Origin of the sequence: Pseudomonas oryzihabitans, from assembly GCF_006384975.1 — a bacterium.
GTDB classification, from domain to species: domain Bacteria; phylum Pseudomonadota; class Gammaproteobacteria; order Pseudomonadales; family Pseudomonadaceae; genus Chryseomonas; species Chryseomonas psychrotolerans_B.
The window spans coordinates 1245549-1265310 of record NZ_CP021645.1; the positions used below are offsets into that span (position 1 = coordinate 1245549).

The 19762-nt window shown below is 68.9% G+C and carries 15 protein-coding genes and 1 pseudogene; 8 read left to right on the forward strand and 8 right to left on the reverse strand.

Features of this window, described 5'->3' with window-relative positions; all coding sequences use genetic code 11:
* Positions 1–128: 128 nt before the first annotated feature.
* Positions 129–2006: a sigma-54-dependent Fis family transcriptional regulator gene (locus CCZ28_RS05455; protein WP_140216603.1), complete on the reverse strand. Its 1878-nt coding sequence runs from the start codon at positions 2004–2006 to the stop codon at positions 129–131.
* Positions 2007–2307: 301 nt separating this feature from the next.
* Between CCZ28_RS05455 and CCZ28_RS05460 the strand changes: the two genes are divergently transcribed.
* The 6 genes from CCZ28_RS05460 to CCZ28_RS05485 are packed head-to-tail and all read left to right on the forward strand — an operon-like array spanning position 2308 to position 8369.
* Positions 2308–3090 (forward strand): SDR family NAD(P)-dependent oxidoreductase, encoded by a 783-nt coding sequence (locus CCZ28_RS05460; RefSeq protein WP_140216605.1) that lies wholly within the window; start codon positions 2308–2310, stop codon positions 3088–3090.
* A 10-nt stretch (positions 3091–3100) separates the two neighbouring features.
* Entirely contained in the window at positions 3101–4150 is a 1050-nt protein-coding gene (locus CCZ28_RS05465; protein WP_140216607.1) for an ATP-NAD kinase family protein, read from the forward strand.
* 1 nt (position 4151) lies between these two features.
* On the forward strand, positions 4152–5129 hold the full coding sequence (locus CCZ28_RS05470; protein WP_077172704.1) for a thiamine pyrophosphate-dependent dehydrogenase E1 component subunit alpha: 978 nt from the start codon (positions 4152–4154) through the stop codon (positions 5127–5129).
* A 25-nt stretch (positions 5130–5154) separates the two neighbouring features.
* Complete coding sequence (locus CCZ28_RS05475) at positions 5155–6174, forward strand: alpha-ketoacid dehydrogenase subunit beta (protein WP_140216609.1); 1020 nt, start codon at positions 5155–5157, stop codon at positions 6172–6174.
* Positions 6171–7292: an acetoin dehydrogenase dihydrolipoyllysine-residue acetyltransferase subunit gene (locus CCZ28_RS05480; protein ID WP_140216611.1), complete on the forward strand. Its 1122-nt coding sequence runs from the start codon at positions 6171–6173 to the stop codon at positions 7290–7292. The genes CCZ28_RS05475 and CCZ28_RS05480 overlap by 4 nt, the downstream gene beginning before the upstream one ends.
* Positions 7293–7304: 12 nt before the next feature.
* Positions 7305–8369: a 2,3-butanediol dehydrogenase gene (locus CCZ28_RS05485; RefSeq protein ID WP_140216613.1), complete on the forward strand. Its 1065-nt coding sequence runs from the start codon at positions 7305–7307 to the stop codon at positions 8367–8369.
* Between the two features lie 49 nt (positions 8370–8418).
* On the opposite strand, the gene CCZ28_RS05490 is transcribed toward CCZ28_RS05485, so the two are convergent.
* The 3 genes from CCZ28_RS05490 to CCZ28_RS05500 are packed head-to-tail and all read right to left on the reverse strand — an operon-like array spanning position 8419 to position 11537.
* Positions 8419–8997 carry a glutathione S-transferase family protein gene (locus CCZ28_RS05490; RefSeq protein ID WP_140216616.1) on the reverse strand — a complete coding sequence of 193 codons (579 nt, stop codon included), beginning with the start codon at positions 8995–8997 and terminating at the stop codon, positions 8419–8421.
* A gap of 58 nt (positions 8998–9055) precedes the next feature.
* On the reverse strand, positions 9056–10018 hold the full coding sequence (locus CCZ28_RS05495) for a methyltransferase (protein ID WP_140221286.1): 963 nt from the start codon (positions 10016–10018) through the stop codon (positions 9056–9058).
* 46 nt (positions 10019–10064) lie between these two features.
* On the reverse strand, positions 10065–11537 hold the full coding sequence (locus CCZ28_RS05500) for an iron-containing redox enzyme family protein (protein ID WP_140216618.1): 1473 nt from the start codon (positions 11535–11537) through the stop codon (positions 10065–10067).
* A 304-nt stretch (positions 11538–11841) separates the two neighbouring features.
* On the opposite strand from CCZ28_RS05500, the gene CCZ28_RS05505 reads away from it, so the two are divergent.
* A complete protein-coding gene (locus CCZ28_RS05505) occupies positions 11842–12762 on the forward strand; it encodes a GGDEF domain-containing protein (RefSeq protein ID WP_140216620.1) in 921 nt (306 codons plus the stop codon).
* Here the strand turns inward: CCZ28_RS05505 and CCZ28_RS05510 are convergent.
* The 3 genes and pseudogenes from CCZ28_RS05510 to CCZ28_RS25045 form a co-directional block, all read right to left on the reverse strand.
* Positions 12759–13067: a hypothetical protein gene (locus CCZ28_RS05510; protein WP_140216622.1), complete on the reverse strand. Its 309-nt coding sequence runs from the start codon at positions 13065–13067 to the stop codon at positions 12759–12761. The genes CCZ28_RS05505 and CCZ28_RS05510 overlap by 4 nt on opposite strands.
* A 149-nt stretch (positions 13068–13216) precedes the next feature.
* Entirely contained in the window at positions 13217–14098 is an 882-nt protein-coding gene (locus CCZ28_RS25040; RefSeq protein WP_437179203.1) for a methyl-accepting chemotaxis protein, read from the reverse strand.
* Positions 14072–14914, reverse strand: a pseudogene (locus tag CCZ28_RS25045) (MCP four helix bundle domain-containing protein); the annotation flags it as partial. The pseudogene CCZ28_RS25045 and the gene CCZ28_RS25040, both read right to left, overlap by 27 nt.
* Before the next feature lie 148 nt (positions 14915–15062).
* On the opposite strand from CCZ28_RS25045, the gene CCZ28_RS05520 reads away from it, so the two are divergent.
* Positions 15063–18155: a hybrid sensor histidine kinase/response regulator gene (locus CCZ28_RS05520; protein WP_140216626.1), complete on the forward strand. Its 3093-nt coding sequence runs from the start codon at positions 15063–15065 to the stop codon at positions 18153–18155.
* A gap of 15 nt (positions 18156–18170) precedes the next feature.
* On the opposite strand, the gene CCZ28_RS05525 is transcribed toward CCZ28_RS05520, so the two are convergent.
* Complete coding sequence (locus tag CCZ28_RS05525; protein WP_140216628.1) at positions 18171–19487, reverse strand: APC family permease; 1317 nt, start codon at positions 19485–19487, stop codon at positions 18171–18173.
* Between the last annotated feature and the right edge of the window lie 275 nt (positions 19488–19762).

Genomic DNA, 19762 nt, shown 5'->3' on the forward strand with positions numbered 1-19762 from the left:
GGGCGGCAGCCGTGACGCTTCGTCCGGGATGACCGGTGCCCGTCACACCATCCCCTGCCGCCTCGCTTGAGCGCCAGGACGACCGCCCCAGGGCAGCCGCGCCGCCAGGCGACCGTTCAGCGGAAGACTCAGGCCTCCGGTTGCCGATGCGGCATGGCGATGCCGTAAAGCTTTAGGCGCCGATAGAGGGTGGCGCGGGAGATACCCAGCGCCCGGGCAGCGGGGATGGCCTTCCAGCGATGGCGAACCAGGGCGGCGAGAATCGCCCGGCGTTCGGGGCTGTCGACCTGGGGTTCCGGCTCGCTGGCCAGGGGCTGTTCTGGGTGCAGGCTGGCCGGCAGGTGGTCGAGGGTGATGAGGGTGCCCTCGCAGAGCGCGCCGGCATAGCGCAGCACATTGCGCAACTCGCGCACGTTGCCTGGCCAGTGGTGGGCCAGGATGGCCTCTTGCACCTGGGCCGCCAGATCCGGTGCGGGGCGGTCAGCGCACTCCTCCGCCAGCAGCCGCCGCGCCAGGGCCAGGCGGTCGGCACGCTCACGCAGCGGCGGCAACTGGAAGACGGCACCGTTGAGGCGATAGAGCAAATCTTCCCGAAACAGCCCGGCGGCCACCCGCTCGGTGAGATTCCGGTGGGTGGCGCAGACCAGGCGTACATCCACCCGCCGCGGCCTGGCGCTGCCCACCGGCAGCACCTCGCCCTCGGCCAGGACGCGCAGCAGCCGGGTCTGCAGGGCCAGGGGCATATCGCCGATCTCGTCGAGGAACAGGGTACCGCCATCGGCCGCGACGATCAGGCCGTCGCGGCCCTGGCGCTGGGCCCCGGTGAAGGCACCGGGGGCATGGCCGAAGAGTTCGCTCTCGATCAGGCTCTCGGGCAGGGCCGCGCAGTTGAGGGCGACGAAAGGTCGCGCCGCCCGGTCGCCACCCCCATGCAGGGCGCGGGCGAAGACTTCCTTGCCGGTGCCGGTCTCGCCGGTGACCAGGATCGGCAGGCCGTGGCGATAGAGACGCACGGCGGTCTCCAAGGCGCGGGTGACGCGGAGCTCCTGTTCGGGCTCGGCGCTGGTGCGCACCAGGGGGATGACCGCCCCCACGCGCGGGCGCGGCGGCCTGACGCGCCCATGGAAACGCGCCTCGCCGAGGCGCAGGGGCTCATCGTCGTCCTCCCGCAGCCGGGCCGTAGCGTCACGCCCAAACAATTCTTCGAGGCGTTGCGGCAGGTAGCCGAGCTGGCTCAGGCAGAGGTGCCGCGCCGGGCGGTTGAGACCGGTCAGGCGGCCACTGGCATCCCAGGCCAGCAGGAATTCCGGCTGGGTCTCCAGGTAGCTGGCCTGGGTATGGCCGCAGAGCACCCAGTCGCCGCGGGCGCTGTGCATGAAGTAGGCGTTCTCGATGCGCTGGGCGCTGTCGCGGGTGAATTGCTGGATCAGCAACTGGCTGCGGCGGTCGTCCGGTGAACGCGGCGCCGAGACGTCCAGCACCCCGAGCAACTCGCCACCCGGAGCGAACACCGGTGCGGCGCTGCAGGTGAGGCCGGTGAAGGCAGCGCGGAAATGATCGGCCTTGTGCACCGTCACCGGCGCCCGGTCGGTGAGCACCGCCGCGACACCGCAGGTGCCCTCCTCCTGCTCGGACCAGCAGGTGCCCAGGTAGAGCCCGGCGCGGCGGCATTCGTCGTCCAGGCGATCACTCACCCGGTAGTCGAGGGTGTGGCCCTGGGCATCGGCCAGCAGCACGCAGTAGTCGGCCGCCTCCACCCGCGCATGCAAGGCGCCCAGTTCACCGTCGGCGACGCGCAGGAAGTCTTCTGCCGCCTGCTGGTGCTGGCGCAGTTCGTAGCGCGAGAGGATGCGCGGGCCGTGCAGGCAGCCCGGATCGAGGTGGTGCTGCTCGAAGGAGCGGCGCCAGGATTCGAGGATGCGCCCGGGCGGGCTGACGCTGCGCAGCGGCGCGCGCAGGGCCTGGTCGATGGCACGGGCGTGGTGATGTGCCTGGGCAGACAGCATGGGGTGTCTCTCCCTCAGTTCCGGTCATGGCGTGGAAGGCCGGTCATTGTTCTGCCCTTCATTTAGCGCCCCCAGCGCCCGCCGTTCAAGTCACCCCGTCCTTGAGACGAATCGTCTCAGCGTCTCGCCGCGCGGATGCGGCGCTGAGACACCCCAGCTCGTCCAGCCACCTTGACCATAGGTGCCCGCTACCGCTGCAAACCGCGCCACGCCTGGGTTGCAGGAAGTTCGAAGCGACCTGGCACCAGCCTTGCTCAGGGCTCTGCGACGCTCCCATCACAACGACAAGAGGGCCAGACCCATGAGCGCACCCCTGCTTGGCAAGACCGCCCTGGTGACGGGCGGTGGACGCGGCATCGGCCTGGGCATCGTCACCGCCCTGGCCGAAGCCGGCGCCGATGTCGCCGTAGCCGACCTGACGCTGGACCTGGCGCGACAGGGCGTCTCCGCCGTGGAGGCAGCCGGTCGCCGCAGCCTGGCCATTGCCGTGGACGTGCGCGACGCGGCCAGTGTCCAGGCCATGGTGCGGCGCTGCCGGGATGAGTGGGGCCAGTTGGACATCGCTGTGAACAACGCCGGGGTGATCAGTATCGCCTCGGTGCGCGAGTTGGACGAAGCGGCCTGGGACCGGGTCATGGACGTCAACGCCAAGGGCGTCTTTCTCTGCTGCAAGGCCGAACTGGAGCTCATGCGTCCGCAAGGCTTCGGCCGCATCGTCAACACTGCCTCCATCGCCGGCAGGGTCGGCTTTCCCGATCTCGCCCACTACAGCGCCTCCAAGTTCGCCGTGATCGGGTTCAGCAATGCGCTGGCCAAGGAAGTGGCGCGCGAGGGCATCACGGTCAACGCGCTCTGCCCCGGTATCGTCGGCACCGGCATGTGGCGCGGCGACGACGGCCTGTCCGGGCGCTGGCGCCAGCCGGGAGAAAGCGAGGAGCAGTCCTGGGCCCGCCACCAGGGCACCCTGCTGCCCCAGGGTGAGGCCCAGACCGAAGCCGACATGGGGCAACTGGTGGTCTACCTGGCCCAGGCGCCCCACGTCACCGGCCAGGCCATCGCCGTGGACGGCGGTTTTTCCCTTTAGGAGCGCCGCCATGCCCATCACCGTCGGCATCCTGCCCAACCCCGCCTCGGGACGTGACCTGCGCCGCCTGACCGGCAATGCCGCCCTCACCTCCAGCACCGACAAGGCCGGGGTGGTCATGCGCCTTCTGGCCGCCTTCGGCGCCACGGGGGTTGAGCGGGTGCTGCTACCGCCCGATATGACCGGCATCGCCGCCACCGTACTCAAGGCCAGCGGCAGCCGCCAGGCCCGCGAGCAGCGCTGGCCGGAGCTGGTATTCCTCGACCTGCCGCTGACCCAGACCGTGGACGACACCCGCCGCGCCGCTCGTCTGTTGCTGGCGCAAGGGGCCGCCGTGATCGCCGTGCTCGGCGGCGACGGCACCCACAAGGCGGTGGCCGCCGAGGTGGGTGATCTGCCGCTGCTGACGCTATCCACCGGCACCAACAACGCCTTTCCCGAATTGCGCGAGGCCACCAGCGCGGGCCTGGCCGGCGGCCTGGTGGCCAGCGGCCGGGTCGATCCGGCCCTGGCGCTGCGGCGCAACAAGCGACTGCGAGTGGAGGTCCCCGAGCGCGGCATTCGCGACTGGGCGCTGGTGGACGTGGCGGTCTGTCGCCAGGCCTATCTCGGCGCCCGGGCGGTGACCCAGGTGGAGGACCTGGTCGAGGTCTTCACCACCTTCGCCGAACCCTGGGCCATCGGCCTGTCGGCGCTGTGCGGCCTGTGGCATCCGGTAGGTCGCGACGCCCCTCACGGCGGCTGGGTGCGCCTGGACCCGAGTGCCCTGGCGCAACTCACCGTGCCCCTCGCCCCCGGCGTGCTGGCCCAGGCCGGTATCGCCGCCAGCGGTCTGCTCTTGCCGGGCGAGCCACGGGGCCTATCGCTGGCGGCCGGCACCCTGGCGCTGGATGGCGAGCGCGAAATCGAATTCGGCCCCGAGGCGCGTCCGCAGGTGACGCTGGATCTCGACGGCCCCCTGAGCATCGACGTGGAGCGGGTGCTGGAGTTGGCGGCGCAGCAGCGCCTGCTGGTCCACCGCCGGCCCGCGTCGGCCCTCGGCAATCCTGGAGAACAATAAGATGAGCGAGACCGTAAGCGTCGACCAACTGAGCCATGCCTACCGGGTGATGCGCACCATCCGCGCCTTCGAGGAGCGGCTGCATGTGGAATTCGCCACCGGCGAGATTCCCGGCTTCGTCCACCTCTATGCCGGCGAAGAGGCCTCGGCCGCCGGTGTCATGGCCCACCTGGGCCACGAGGACAGCATCGCCTCCACCCACCGTGGCCACGGCCACTGCATCGCCAAGGGCGTGGACGTCTACGGCATGATGGCCGAGATCTACGGAAAGAAGACCGGGGTCTGCCAGGGCAAGGGCGGCTCCATGCACATCGCCGACCTGGAAAAGGGCATGCTCGGCGCCAACGGCATCGTCGGCGCCGGGGCACCACTGGCTGCCGGTGCCGCCCTGGCAGCCAAGCTCAAGGGCAGCGACGCCGTGGCCGTGGCTTTCTTTGGCGACGGCGGCTCCAACGAGGGCGCGGTGTTCGAGGCCATGAACCTGGCCTCGGTGTGGAATCTGCCGTGCATCTTCGTCGCCGAGAACAATGGCTACGCCGAGGCCACCGCCTCGAACTGGTCGGTGGCATGCGACCATATCGCCGACCGCGCCGCCGGTTTCGGCATGCCCGGGGTGACGGTGGACGGCTTCGACTTCTTCGCCGTCCATGAGGCCGCCGCGGCCGCCGTGGCGCGCGCCCGGGCCGGCGAAGGCCCCTCGCTGATCGAGGTGAAGTTCACCCGCTACTTCGGCCACTTCGAGGGCGACGCCCAAACCTATCGCGATCCCAACGAGGTCAAGCAGGCCCGCGAGCAGCGCGACTGCCTCATGCAATTCCGCGAGCGGGTGACCCGCGCCGGCCACCTGCAACCCGCCCTGCTCGACAGCATCGACCAGGAGGTGGAACAGCTCATCGAGGACGCTGTGCGCAAGGCTAAGGCCGATCCCAAGCCCGGCCCGGAAGACCTGCTCACCGACGTCTACGTCACCTACGCCTGATCGGAAAACAACAAGGAGCGCCACCATGGCCAGAAAGATCAGCTACCAGCAAGCCATCAACGAAGCCCTGGAACAGGAGATGCGCCGCGATCCCACCGTCTTCCTCATGGGCGAGGACAACGCTGGCGGCGCCGGCGCGCCCGGCGAGCAGGACGCCTGGGGCGGCGTGCTCGGGGTCACCAAGGGGCTCTACCATAAGTTTCCCGGCCGGGTGCTGGACACCCCGCTGTCGGAGATCGGCTACGTCGGCGCGGCGGTGGGCGCCGCCGCCCGCGGCACCCGACCGGTGTGCGAATTGATGTTCGTCGACTTCGCCGGCTGCTGCCTGGACCAGATCCTCAACCAGGCGGCCAAATTCCGCTACATGTTCGGCGGCAAGGCGGTCACCCCACTGGTCCTGCGCACCATGGTCGGCGCCGGCCTGCGGGCCGCGGCCCAGCATTCGCAGATGCTCACCGCCTGGTGGACCCACATCCCCGGCCTCAAGGTAGTCTGCCCGGCCACCCCCTACGACGCCAAGGGACTGCTGATCCAGGCCATCCGCGACAACGATCCGGTGATCTTCTGCGAGCACAAGCTGCTCTACGGCATGCAGGGCGAGGTCCCCGAGGAGTCCTACGCCATCCCCTTTGGCGAGGCCAGCTTTCTGCGCGAGGGCGACGACGTCAGCCTCATCACCTATGGCCGCATGGTGCACCTGGCCATGGACGCCGCCGCCAACCTGGCGCGCCAGGGCATCTCCTGCGAGGTGCTGGACCTGCGCACCACCAGCCCGCTGGATCGCGACAGCATCCTGGAAAGCGTGGAGAAGACCGGTCGCGCGGTGATCATCGACGAGGCCAATCCGCGCTGCTCGGTGGCCACCGACATCGCCGCCCTGCTCGCCGAGCAGGCCTTCGACGACCTGCGCGCCCCGGTGCAGCTGGTGACGGCGCCGCACACCCCAGTGCCCTTCTCCGATGCCCTGGAAGACCTCTATATCCCCGACGCGGCCAAGATCGAGCGCGCCGTGGTCAAGATCACCCAAGGGAGGCAGGCCGCATGAGCCAGATCCATACCCTGACCATGCCCAAGTGGGGGCTGTCCATGACCGAGGGCCGGGTCAACGCCTGGCTCAAGGCCGAAGGCGACCCCATCGCCAAGGGCGACGAGGTGCTCGACGTCGAGACCGATAAGATCAGCAGCAGTGTCGAGGCGCCCTTCTCCGGCACCCTGCGGCGCTGCCTGGCGCGTGAGGACGAGACCCTCGCCGTGGGCGCCCTGCTGGCCATCGTGGTGGAAGGCGAAGCCAGCGAGACCGAGATCGATGCGGTGATCGCCCGCTTCGAGGAAGACTTCGTACCGGGTGGCGAAGAGGCAGGCGACGCCGGTCCCCAGGCCCAGCGCATCGAACTCGACGGCCGACCGCTACGCTACCTGGAACGCGGTGAAGGCGGTCTGCCGCTGGTGCTGATCCATGGCTTCTCCGGCGACCTGGACAACTGGCTGTTCAACCACGAGGCCCTGGCCGCCGAGCGCAGGGTGATCGCGCTGGACCTGCCGGGCCATGGGCAGTCCGGCAAGACCCTGGCCAGTGGTGACCTCGCCGAGTTGGGCGCCGCGGTGCTGGGTCTGCTGGATCATCTGGACATCCCCCGCGCGGTGCTGGTCGGCCATTCCATGGGCGGCGCCGTGGCCTTGCATCTGGCGCAGGTAGCGCCGCAGCGGGTCGCCGGCCTGGTGCTGATCGGCAGCGCCGGACTCGGCGCGGAGATCAATGGCGAGTACCTCGCAGGCTTCGTCGCCGCCACCAGCCGCAACCAGCTCAAGGGCCCGGTCAGCCTGCTGTTCAGCGACCCTGGCCTGGTCACCCGGCCGCTGCTGGAAGACCTGCTCAAGTACAAGCGCCTGGAAGGCGTGGACGCGGCGCTGCACCAATTGGCCGGCAAGCTCTTCCCCGGCGGTCGCCAGGCCCAGGTGCTGCGCGATGTCCTGAGCGGGGATATCCCTGCCTTGCTGATCTGGGGCAAGGCCGACGCCATCATTCCGGCCCAGCATGCCGAAGGCCTGCCAGAGACGGTCCAGGTCGAGATCCTGGCCGACCAGGGCCACATGGTCCAGATGGAAGCCGCCGACCGGGTCAACGCCCTGATCAAGGCCTTCCTACCCCGTTGCGTTGCCTAGAGGAGCCCCACCATGAAAGCTGCTCGTTTCCATGCCGCCCGCGACATCCGGGTGGAAGACGTCCCGCCGCCCGGCGCACCGGGCCCCACCCAGGTGCTGGTCAGAAACCAGTTCTGCGGTATCTGCGGCACCGATCTGCACGAATATGTCGGTGGCCCCATCTTCATCCCCACCGCCCCTCATGCCTACACCGGCGGCCAGGTGCCGCAGATCCTCGGCCACGAATATTCCGGCGTGGTGGAAGCCGTGGGCAGCCAGGTGACGGCGGTGAAGCCCGGCGACCGGGTGTCCATCCAGCCCATGGTCTCGCCGCGGGACGACTACTACGGTCGGCGCGGCCAGTACCAGCTCAGCGAACAGCTAGCCATCATCGGCCTGTCGCATCCCTGGGGCGGCATGGCCGAATACTCCCTGGTGGAGGACTACAACGCCATTCCCATGCCGGACAATCTCAGCACCGAGCATGCGGCGCTGATCGAGCCCACGGCGGTGACCGTCTACGCCACCCACAGGGGCGGCGTGAAGCCGGGCGACAGCGTGCTGGTGGCCGGCGCCGGGCCCATCGGCCAGCTACAGGTGCTGACCGCCCGCGCCGCCGGGGCGACCCGCATCTTCCTGGTGGACCTCAACGACAACCGCCTGGAAATGGCGCACGCCTTGGTGGACGGCCTTATCACCCTGAACCCCGGCAGCACCGACGTCCTGCGCGAGGTGCGCGCCCACACCGCCGGTGGCGTGGGGGTGGACGTGGCCTTCGAATGCGTGGGCGCCGAGGCGCCGCTGGGGCTATGCCTGGAGGCCGTGCGCCGCCAGGGCGTGGTGGTCCAGGTGGGGATGCAGGGCAAGCCGCCGGCGCTGGATGGCTTCACCCTCACCTACAAGGACGTCGACCTGCGCGGTTCCTGGTGCTACTCGACGCTGATGTGGCCCCAGGTGGCCGCGCTCATCGCCAGCGGCCAACTACCGGCGGAGAAGATCGTCACCCGCCACATCGCTTTGGACGAGGTGGTGGAACAGGGTTTCGAGGCGTTGCTCGACAAGGGCGGGACCCAGTTGAAGATCCTGATCGAGCTCTAGGGCTTTCCCACGCGGCCGGCGGGGGCCGCCGCGTGAGGCTTTCTCCGCCTTACTGGAAGGTCGTCGCAGTAAAGCTGGGCCGTGCCATGAGGCGCCGGTGGAAGGCCACCAGTCGCGCGTGAGCGGACCAGTCGATTTCCGGCAGGCGAAAACTCAGATAGTCCAGGCCGACGGCGACCAGGAAGTGGCCGAAGTCGAGGCGTTCTTCGTCCAGCAGGGGCGTCTCTTCGAGCCGCTGCAGCAGTCGGTCGAGGGCCGCCAGCCGACGGGCACCCAGCACCGAGTCATCCTGGGCCGCGCCGCCATGCTTGCGCCCGATCACGGTGGCGAAGGCGGCATCGATCAGGCCCTGCCCCAGGCCGGCCAGTTGCAGTCGCTCGGCCACAAGAATGCTGCCACCCGCCAGTTGATGCAGATGAAGGCAGATCAGCAGGGTTTCGCTGAGGGCAAGGCCCTCGTCGGTGATCAACACGGGCACCTTGCTTGCCGGGTTGGCCGCCAGCAGTCGCGAGTCTTCGTTCCAGGGATCGCTCCACACCAGCTCCAGGCGCGCGCCGAAACCGGCTTCCAGGGCGGTGACGCGCGCAGCGCGGGCATAGGGCGAGGTCTGGTTCAGCAGCAATTGCATGGCGGGCTCCTGGGCACGGACGGGGCGGTAGCCTTCCGCCCGCCAGTGTAGCCTGAGGTCAGGCGGGCCGCGTCACCGTCAGCACCACCGCCGCGATGCGGTCGGTGTGGGCGTAGACCCCGGCCTCCAGTTCTTCGCCGAAGACGTCCGGGTCCAGTTCGCGATAGCGCCAGCCGAAAGCGCTACCGGCCAGGCGCGTCTGCACCTCGGCCAAGAAGGGATCGCGACCCTCGACCATGGCGACCCCGGTGTAGAGCAACAGGGTGCCGCCCGGTGCCAGACGCTCCAGCGCGGTATCCAGGATCGCCAGCGACAGCCCGGCACCCAGCGGGCCGCCTCCATGGCGATAGGCGCGCTCGCCCGGGTCGACCAGATAGGGCGGATTGGACAGGATGAAATCGAAGTCACCGTCCACGTCGTGCAGCAGATCGCTGTAGCACGCCCTGACATTGGCGGCCCCGGCCAGCTCGGCGTTGACCCGGGTCAAGGCCAGGGCGCGTTGGTTGATGTCCACCGCCAGCACCTCGGCCTCGGGCCGTGCCAGGGCCACCAGGATGGCGCCAGGACCGGCGCCACTGCCGATGTCCACCGCCCGGCGGATGGCGCCGGTGTCATGGCGCAGCTGGGCTTCCAAGGCATTGGCATAGCGGTAGGTGTCGGGGCCGAAGAACACCGCATCGGCCTCGTCGGTGGGATAGGCGGAATGCACGAACAACTGGTCGCCCAGCGTCGAGACCCGTACCCGACTGCGCCAGCCGCCCGGTACCTCGGTCAGCAGCCCGGCGGCCGCGAGGGCCTCGATCAGCGCCTCGGGCAGCAACTCGCGGGAAAAGGGGCGGCTCCAGCCGAAGATGCCTTGGAGGTCCCGGGCCCAGGCATTGCCGGGCCGGGCATTGACCCGGGCGTGGGAGGCCGGGGTCGGGGTGATGAACTGATAGTCTGCCGCGAGCAGCGTCTCGATCAGCAGCCGTAGCGCTGCGGCCGGATCGGGCGTGGCCGCACTGAGGTCGGGGTGTTCCATGGCCGTCACGGGAATGTCCTTGAATGGCGGTCGAATTGAGAAAGGCTCAGCCCAGCAGGGAGACGAACAGCCGCGTGGCCAGCAGCCCCGCACGACTGTGGTGCCGTGCGGGCGACAGCTGCTCGACCAGCAGCGCCATGGCCGCCGCGCGACTGGGCTGGCTGGCCAGGCGCCGTTCCAGGGCGGCCTCTTCACTGTCGAAATCGCTCGCCTGGGCCTGGCTGGCATTGGCCGCCGTGCCCTGCTCCGCTTCCAGCGCCGGGCATAGCCGCTCCTGCTGGCGCTGGCGGGCGCGAAAGCTCAGCTCGCGGCGTGGCAATACCGCCACCCGTTCGGCCCCGGCCGGGTGCTTGGCACCGCTATGGATCAGATCCCCGGCGATCCAGTCATGGATCAGCTGCTGCTCGTAGGCGGTGAACACGCCGAACATCTCGGCGCGCTCGCCCTGGATCAGGCGCCAGAAGCGGCTATTGCTCGGGTCTTCGTGGCGCTTGATCCAGTCCTGCTCCTGCATGACCTGGAGGAAAGCGGGGATCTGCGCGGGATCGCCGAGCCAGTCGCTGACACTGCGGCCACCGATGCGGCAGTAATCGGAATGCACATAGCGCCCGACGTTGCTCTTTTCCGCCAATACCGCGATCACCTCCTGCTCCAGATCGAAGCTGGCGATCACCGAGGTGGTGCTGGCCCCCAGTTCGTTGAGCAGATAGCCCTGCACCACCCGGCGATAGAAGGCGGCGCGGCCTTCGGCGGGTAGCGCATCCTGCACGGTCTGCAGGGCCTTGCGCGCATGGCCGGTCCCGGCGTTGTCGACGGTCACGTGCAGGGTGAAGTAATAGGGATCGATGCCCAGTTCGTTGAGTTCGTAGGCGGTGATCAGCAGGTGCAGCGGCAGTTGCTCGTAGCCGAGATTGAAGCCGATCACCTCCGGCAGGTAATGATCGGCGTGGTAGGCCAGGGCGAGCTGGATGGCGCCCTGCACATAGTGCTCGTCGTCCAGTGGCGACAGGTCCTCACAGCCGTGGCTGGCCAGCAGCTTGCGATAGAGCACCACGTGGTTCTTGTCCGGCTGGCCATCGCCCAGTTCTTCCAGGTAGATCTGGATGGCCGCGCGATAGCGCAGGTCGTCCCAATGCGCGAGCGTGCCATAGAGCCAGGCACCGTCCACCAGCTTGGTCGGCGCCACGCCCCGCAGGAAATACAGCGCATGGGCCTTGCTGCCGAAGTAGCGCCGTGGGGCACCGGCCTTGCGCGCGGCCAGGTAGTCGCGGTACTGGGCGCCGACCCGGGCGGTGTTCTCCAGCATCCAGCTTTCCAGGCCTTGGGGATCGGCCGGCAAATCGGCGCTCAGGCTGCTCGCGGCCTGTAACTGGTCGTCGAGGTACTGCCGCGCCCGCTGCCGTGCCGCCGCGGAGGGGTTCTGCACCAGCAGCTCCTGATAGAGCGCGGTGGCGGGTGCGAAGGCGACCGTACGGGAGTCGGCGTGCTGGCCTGTGAGGGCTCTTGTAGTGGTCTGCATAGGGGGACATCTGGCAGCTGAGGATTACAGCATTCGGCCTGGCTTCAAGGGCTTGGTTCCGACCCGCGCCGGCCTCGCTCGCCGCCGTCTCGCTTGCAGGCGTCAAAGGCGAAGGCCTGGCAGGAATGCCATTCGTCGGCGGGCGACGGATACCCCTCCGTTGGCGGCTGTCGCGCCGTTTCGCCTAAGCGGAGCGCTGCCCGCAGCATCCGTAGATCGGGCGACGGATGGCCGGCGTGCGGCGCTCAGTTCCCGTCGCGGCGGGCCGATAAGCCTATACCTGTACGACTTCCTGGCCCTGCCCATGTCCCCCGCCGACACCGACGTTGATCTTCGCGCCCTGCTCGATTCGATCCAGGAATTCATCGTCGCCAAGGACGGCCAGGGTCGCTGGCTGTTCGTCAATCGCATCGTGCTCGAAGCCTACGCCATGGTCGGCTTCGACTACGTCGGGGTCACCGATGCGCAACTGATCGAGCGCTTCCCGGCCTTCGCCGAGGCCTTCATCTACAACATCCAGACCGACGAGCTGGCCTGGAACAATGCCCGGCCCACCCTCATCGAAAAATCCTTCCTGGGGCCGGATGGGCGGATCAACACCTGGGAAGTGGTCAAGACGCCCCATTTCGACGCCCAGGGCGGGCGGCGCTTGCTGACCATCGTCAGTCGCAACGTCACCGAGCGCAAACTGGCCGAGACGGCGTTGCAGGAAAGCGAACAGCGCTTCAGATCCCTGGCCTACCTGGATGCCCTCACCGGGGTGGCCAACCGCCGCAGCCTTCTCGACCAGATCGCCAGTCATCGCGCCGGCAATGCCTCGGGACAGCCCTGCGCCCTCTGCTACCTGGACCTCGACCGCTTCAAGGCGATCAACGACCAATACGGCCACGAATTCGGTGACCTGCTGCTGGTGGCCTTCGTGGCCCGGGTGAAGAGCGGCCTGCGCGAGGGGGATCTGCTCGGGCGCATCGGTGGCGACGAATTCATCGTCTTCCTCCGCGACACCTCGCCCGCCGCCGCCCTGGCGCTGGCCGAGCGCCTGTGCGGCGCCCTGCAGGAGCCCTGGCCGATCCAGGGCATCACCCTGCAGACCACCTCCTCCATCGGTATCGCCTCCTGCACCGATGGCAGCCTGAACGTGCACGAGCTGATCCGCCGGGCGGACAGCGCCCTCTACCAAGCCAAGCGCGCCGGACGGGCGCGCGTCGTACTGGCCGAGACCTAGAGCCGCTCCACCGGCTGCGCACGAATGAGGATCTCGCGCTGCCGAAAGGCCTGCTCCAGGCGGCGGCGATAGGCCGCCCACCAACTCCGCTCCAGGGTCTCGGCCATGACCTCGTAGACGACCAGCTCGTCGTCCTCGACCTCGTCCGCTGCGCCCTGGCACAGGCCCTCGACCGGGGCCCGGCTGAAGGCGGTCAAGCCGCCGAAGCGCTCGACCAGTTCTTCACGCACCTGCTGGAACAGCGCCTTGGCCAGCGGCTGGCCGTCGTTATCGCTCAGGGGTAGCAGCAACTGGACGAGGTACATGGTGGTCTCTCCTTTCGCGGTGCTACGGAAGACTCCGCCGGACCCCGGCCAGGTTCCCCCGCCACGACCAGTTGGCAGAGTGCCTCCTGTCCACGCCAAAAGGCCCTGCCGGCGGATACCACCGGCAGGACCTTCCAGGTCGCGCTCGATCAGACCGAGAAGCGCGTCACCAGGCGATTCATGTCCACCGCCAGGCGCGAGACTTCGTGGGCGGCCGCCGCGGTCTGGTGGGCGCCGGCGGAGGTCTGGATCGACAGGTCGCGGATGCTCACCAGGTTCTGATCCACCGAGCGGGCGACCTGCGCCTGCTCTTCCGAAGCCGTGGCGATGAGGAAGTTGCGCTCGTTGATCTCGGTGATGGAACGGGCGATCTCTTCCAGCGCCGCACCGGCTTCACTGGCGATCTTCAGGGTCGCGGTCGCTTCGTCACGGCTGCGTTGCATGGCCTGGACGGCGCCTTCCGAGCCGGACTGGATGCCCCCGATCATCTGCTCGATTTCCCGAGTGGATTCCTGGGTGCGGTGGGCCAGGGCGCGGACCTCATCGGCCACCACGGCGAAACCACGACCCTGCTCGCCCGCCCGGGCCGCTTCGATGGCCGCGTTCAGCGCCAGCAGGTTGGTCTGCTCGGCGATGCCACGGATGACGTCGACCACGGTCGCGATACCCTGGGCCTGCTGCGCCAGGTCGACGATCTGCTCGCTGGTGCGCGACACGGTGTCGGTCAGGTCGTGGATGGCTTTCACCGTTTCGGTAACGCGCGCAGCGCCCACCCCGGTCGACTGTTCCGATTGCTGCGCCGACGCCGAGGCCGAGGCGGCATTGCGGGCCACTTCCTCCACGGCGCTGGTCATCTCGTTGACCGCGGTCGCGGCCTGTTCCACCTCGGCGTTCTGGCGCTGCAAGCCGCGGCTGGCCTCGTCGGTGACGGCATTCATTTCCTCGGCGGCCGAGGCCAGTTGCGTGGACGCCTCGCCAATGTGGCTGACGGTCTCACGCAGGGTGTGCTGCATCTGCACCGTGGCCTTCATCAGCTCGGCCATCTCGTCACGACCGGTCGCCTCGGCGGCGACCCGCAGGTCGCCCGCGGCGATGCGCTGGTTGATCCCCAGTACCTGGCGCAGCGGCTGCAGGATGCTGCGGGTGTAGAGCACGGCGAGCACCACGGTCAGGACCACGGCCAGGGCCGAGATCACGCCCAGCAGCCAGAGGCTTCTGCTGTAGGTCTGCGCCGCCAACTGCCCGGCCTGCTTGGCGCCCCGCTCGTTGAAGGCACCCAGGGCCACGATCTTCTCTTGCAGATCGTTGGTGAGCGGACGGATTTGCGCATTGACGTAGGCGATCCCTTCGCTACTGGGTCGCGTCCGGGCGATGGTGAGGATCTCGTCCAGACGCCCTTCGTAGGCCTTGACGCCGGCTTCGACGGCGTCGGCCAAACGCCGCTCTTCCGGAGAGGCGATCAGGGCCCGATAGTCGGCGACCTCCTTCTGCAGCTCGAGGCGCGCCTGGGCGATGGTCGCGGCGGTGGTCTGCTTCAACTGCTCATCATCCGTCGCCACGATGCGGAAGGTTTCCAGCCGCAACCGGAGCACTCGGGTATCCATCCTCGCGGTTTGCGCGATGCTGGCCATCCAGTTGGTCTCGACATCCTGTTCGGCCTTGTACAGCGAATTCAAACCCAGGGCCGAGGTGACGGCGAGCACCAGGAGCAACAGGGTGATGGTGGCGAAACAAAGGGCCGAGCGGGCCGACAACTTCAGGGTGCGCATGGAGCAACTCCGGGCAGAAAAAGGCGTGTTCAGCGTGTTTCTTCGGCGGCCTGTGGGCCTACTGAATGCCCCGCTCATCGCCGATCAGCGGCCGCTTCGACTCCAGCCGCACGCTAGAGCGGACGCGGTCTCCGAGGGATTTTTCGCTATAGCGACGGCAACGTTTTCTGACAAAACATCCGCGGTGCTCAGGCTAGAATGACGGCTTTCCGCCACTGAGGCCGACATGTCGCCGTCGCCCAATCGCCCTGCGCGTCTGATCCCTCTCCGCAACCGCCTGCTGGCGATCGCCTTCGCCGGGATCGTGCCCCTGGCCCTGGTCGCCGGCCTCGGTCTCTGGCTACTGGTACAGCACCAGCAACACGAAGCCGAACAGCGTGCGCTGGAGTCCAGCCGCCAGGCGGCCACCACCATCGAAAGCGAATTGCGCCGTGCGGTGACCATCCTGCAGACGTTCTCCCAGTCCCCCTTGCTGCTGGCCGGCAACCTGGACGGCTTCGCCACCCTGGTCGAGCGGGTACTGCCGCTGGTGCCGGGATGGCGGACGATCTTGCTCGCCACCCCCGATGGGCAGATCGTGCAGCGGATCTCCACCCAGGGCCAGGCACCGGGAGGCCCCCTGGCCGAGCCGGCGAGCTTCGCCGAGGTGATCGCCCAGCGCCGGCCGGTGGTCGGGCAACTGGCCACAGGCCCCGGCGGGCTGCTGGCCTTTCCGGTACGGGTCCCGGTACTGCAAAACGGCCAGGTGAGTTTCGTGCTCACCGCCGTGATGACGCCGGACAGCATCAGGGCCGCCCGCCTGATCCGCACCCTGCCTGCGCACTGGGTCGGCTCGGTGTTCGACCGCAACGGCCTGCGGATCGCCCGTACTGCGCTGCACGAGGAAACCCTGGGCCAACCGGCCCCGGCGGGACTGGCCAAGATCCTGGCGCAACCCGGCGACGAAGGGATCGGCGTGGCCCGGACCCGCGAAGGTCAAGAGGTCTACACGGCCTTCGTCCGCCTGCCCGAGTCCGGCTGGACGGTCACCACGGGCATTCCGACCGCAGAGGTCTCGGCGGCGGCCATCCGTTCCTTCGCCCTCTACGGCGGCGGCCTGATCCTTTCGGTGGTCTTCGCCTGGACGGTCGCCCTGCTCCTGTCACGGCGTATCAGCCGGCCGGTGCAGGCGCTCCAGGAAGCGGCCCAGGCCTTCGGCCAACGGCGACAACCGGTACTGCCGACCAGCGATGTGCTGGAGATCCAGCAGGTAGGCGAGGCCCTGCTAGCGGCGGCCGAAGCGCGCCGCCTCACCGAAGAAGAGCGCGACGACTACCTGCACGGCCTGCAGCGGAGCCAGGAGGAGCTCAGGCTCCAGGTCGCCGACCTGGAAATCCTGCAGCGCTTGAATCATCGTTTACTGCAACTGCCGTCCCTGCCGCAACAGCTGCAGGAGATCCTCGAGATACTCTGCCGCTTCCACCAGACGCCCTTCGGCTGCGTCTCGCTGCTGGACGAAGGCAAACGGCCCCAGCTGTATTTCGCCGCCGGTTTTTCGGCCGAGGCCCGGGAGCGGCTGGCCGCCCTGAAGCCCGAGGAAAGCGCCTGCGACGTCGCCATCCGCACCCATGATCGCGTCCTGGTCCGCGATCTCGGGACCTCGGCGGACTTCGCCACCCTGGCCGCCATCGGCCATCGCGAAGGCTTCGCCGCCCTGCATGCCGTGCCCTTGCGCAGCACCCTGCACGGCACCCTCGGCGCCGTGACGATCCAGTTGCCGGAACCGCGCGAACCCACGGCGCGAGAGCAACGCCTGGCCGATCTCTGCGCCTCCAAGGCGGTGCTGGTGATCGACCGGGCCCGTATCCAAGAGGCGGCGCTGCGCTCGCAACGGCGCCTGCGCGTGGCCCTGGAAAGTTCGCTGGTGTGCTTCGGCATCGCCGTGCCCCAGGCCGAGGGGGCCTTTGTCTGGGACTACCTCAACCCCATCGGCGCGACGACGCTGGGGGTGACGGCGAACGCCCGGCCCGAGGCGACCGTGACGCTGGAGTGGGCCAGTGCCCGTATCCTCCAGCTCTGCCAGGAGCACAGCGGCAACGAAGGCGCCTGGTCGGCGGAATTGCAGGGGCCGGATGCCGTCGGCGCCCGGCACTGGCTGGAGGTCAGCGCGACGCCCTTCGATGGCAACGTCGCGGTCTGGTTCCAGGACATCAGCGAGCGCAAGCACCAGGAAGAGCTGTTGCGCGACGCCGACCGGCAAAAGGACGAATTCCTCGCCGTCCTGGCCCACGAACTGCGCAATCCTCTCGCCCCCATTCGCCACGCGGCGGCGCTGATCGCCGCACCGCAGGTCTCGCCCGAGCAGCAGCAGCGCAGTTGCCAGACCATCGAGCGGCAGGTGGAGCGCATGGGCGCGCTGCTCAACGACCTGCTGGATATCTCCCGCATCACCTTTGGCCGCATCACCCTGCACCACGCCTTCGTCACCCTGCAATCCGTGCTCGACTCGGCGACCGACGCGGTGCAGGTGCTGATGCAGGACAAGGGCCATGCCTTCGACTTGCACCTGCCCACGGCGCCGCTCTGGCTGTATGCCGACCCCTTACGCCTGGAGCAGATCTTTCTCAATCTGCTGGGCAATGCGGCCCGCTATACACCGCCGGGCGGCCGGATCGCCCTGACCGTGCAGGCGGCGGACGACGAGGTGCGGGTGGAGATCGCGGACAACGGCATCGGCATCGCGCCGGATCGCCTGGATGCGCTGTTCCAGATGTTCGGTCAGATCGATCCGCGCCAGGCGGAACGCGCGGCGGGACTGGGCATCGGCCTGGCGCTGTCGCGCGAGCTGGCGCGGCTGCAGGGCGGCGACATCACGGCGCAAAGCGCAGGACTCGGGCTGGGCAGCCGTTTCACCGTGACCCTGCCGGTCACCGTCGCACCGCCGTCGACCCTGCCCGAGACGCCCGCGGCGGCAGCGGTGGCGGCCCAGCGGCGCATCCTGGTGGCGGACGACAACCCGGACATCGCCGATACCATCGCCGAATTGCTGGAGCTGGACGGCCACCAGGTGCGGATCGCCTATGACGGCCAACAAGCCCTGGAGGCCTTCCACAGCTACGGCCCCGACATCGTCATCTCCGATATCGGCATGCCGGGCCTGACCGGTTATCAACTGGCGCGGGCGATCCGCCAGACCGCCGCGGGCCGGACGGTCAAGCTGATCGCCATGACCGGCTGGGGCCAGCCCCAGGACCAGGCCGAAGCCCTGGCGGCCGGCTTCGATCATCACCTGACCAAACCCGCCGACATGAAGACCCTCTATGGACTGGTCGCCTCCTGACGCCCGCCGGGCGCCTCAGGCCTCGGCCGGACGCGTCCCGGCCAGCCGGGTCAGCCCATAGAGCACCCCGCCCACCAGCAACATCAGCCCGGCGCGCAGCCAGGTCGCCCCGCCCTGCTGGGCCATCAGCAGCGCGCAGGAAGCCAAGGCCAGCACCGGGAAGATCCAGTGTACCCGGAAGTGCGGGTGGTCCACACTCTCGCGCTTGAGCACCAGCACCGCCAGATTGGTACTGATGAACACCACCAGCAAGAGCAGCACCACGGTTTCGGCCAGTACGTCCAGGGTGCTGGTGAAGCTCAGGGCGATGGCCACGGCGGTGGTGGCGAGGATGGCCACGCCAGGCGTACGGCGTCGCGGCAGCACCCGGCCGAGCACGGGGGGCAGGAGGCCCTGGCGCGCCATGCCGTAGGCCAGGCGGCTGGCCATGATCAAGGTCAGCAGGGTTCCATTGGCCACCGCGATCAGGGCGATGACGGCAAACAGGCGGGTCGGCACGCCCAGACCCGAGGCGCCCAGCACGTCCATCAACGGCGCCCCCGAGGTCTTGAGCTGGTCGAGGGGCAGCACCAGCGCCGCCCCGGCCCCCACCAGCAGGTAGACGACGCCGGCGATGAGCAAGGCGCCGAACAGCGCCCGTGGATAGACACGGCTGACATCGCGCACCTCTTCGGCCAGATTGGCCGAGGTCTCGAAGCCGACGAAGGAATAGAAGGCCAGCAACGCGGCGCTGAGGATGGCCAGGCTGGCCGAGGGTGCATCGACCTCCAGCAGTCGCGCCGGATCGCCTCGGCCCTGGAGCAGGAACCAGCCGGCGGCGGCGATGACGAGTAGCAGGCCGGACAATTCGATCAGCGTCAGCACCAGATTGACCGAAAGCGACTCCTTGATCCCACGGGCATTGAGCAGTCCCACCAACAGCAGGAAGCCCAGGCAAACCCAGCCGGGCGACCAGGGCACCAGCGCCTGCAGATAGCCCCCGGCGAAGGCCACCGCCAGCCCCGCGGCGCTGGTGACCCCGGCGGCCAGCATCGAGAAGCCCACCAGGAAGGACAGCCAGGGCCGGCCGAAGGCGCGCTCGGCGAACACCGCCGCCCCGCCCGCCTTGGGATACTTGGTCACCAGTTCGGCATAGGACGCGGCCGTGAGCAGGGCGAACAGCAGGGCGATCAGCAACGGCGCCCAGAGCGCGCCACCGACCCGACCGGCGATGGTGCCCGCCAGGGCATAGACCCCGGCGCCGAGCACGTCGCCGAGGATGAAGAACAGCAGCATGGGAAGGGTGATGGCACGCTTGAGCGCACCCGGTGCGGGGGATGAAGAGGTGACCATGCACGAGGCTCCTGCGGGTCCGGTGGGATGCGACGCCGGCGCTATCGATGAACGCCGCTGCCTCCGTAGAGAGCGCTCGGCCCAAGCGGGTTCCAGGCGTCGCCACTCGCCCAGCCAAGCCCCGTGGCGAGGGCGCCAGGGCGGCGGCGAGCACCGTGGCGCGGCGCCCGGCCAACCGATCCGCTCTACCCCGCGGCCCAGCGCCAGCGGCCGTTTCGCTGGGTTCGAGGCGTTTTTCGCGCGGCCGGCGCGGCACTCAGCAGCGCCACGGGCCG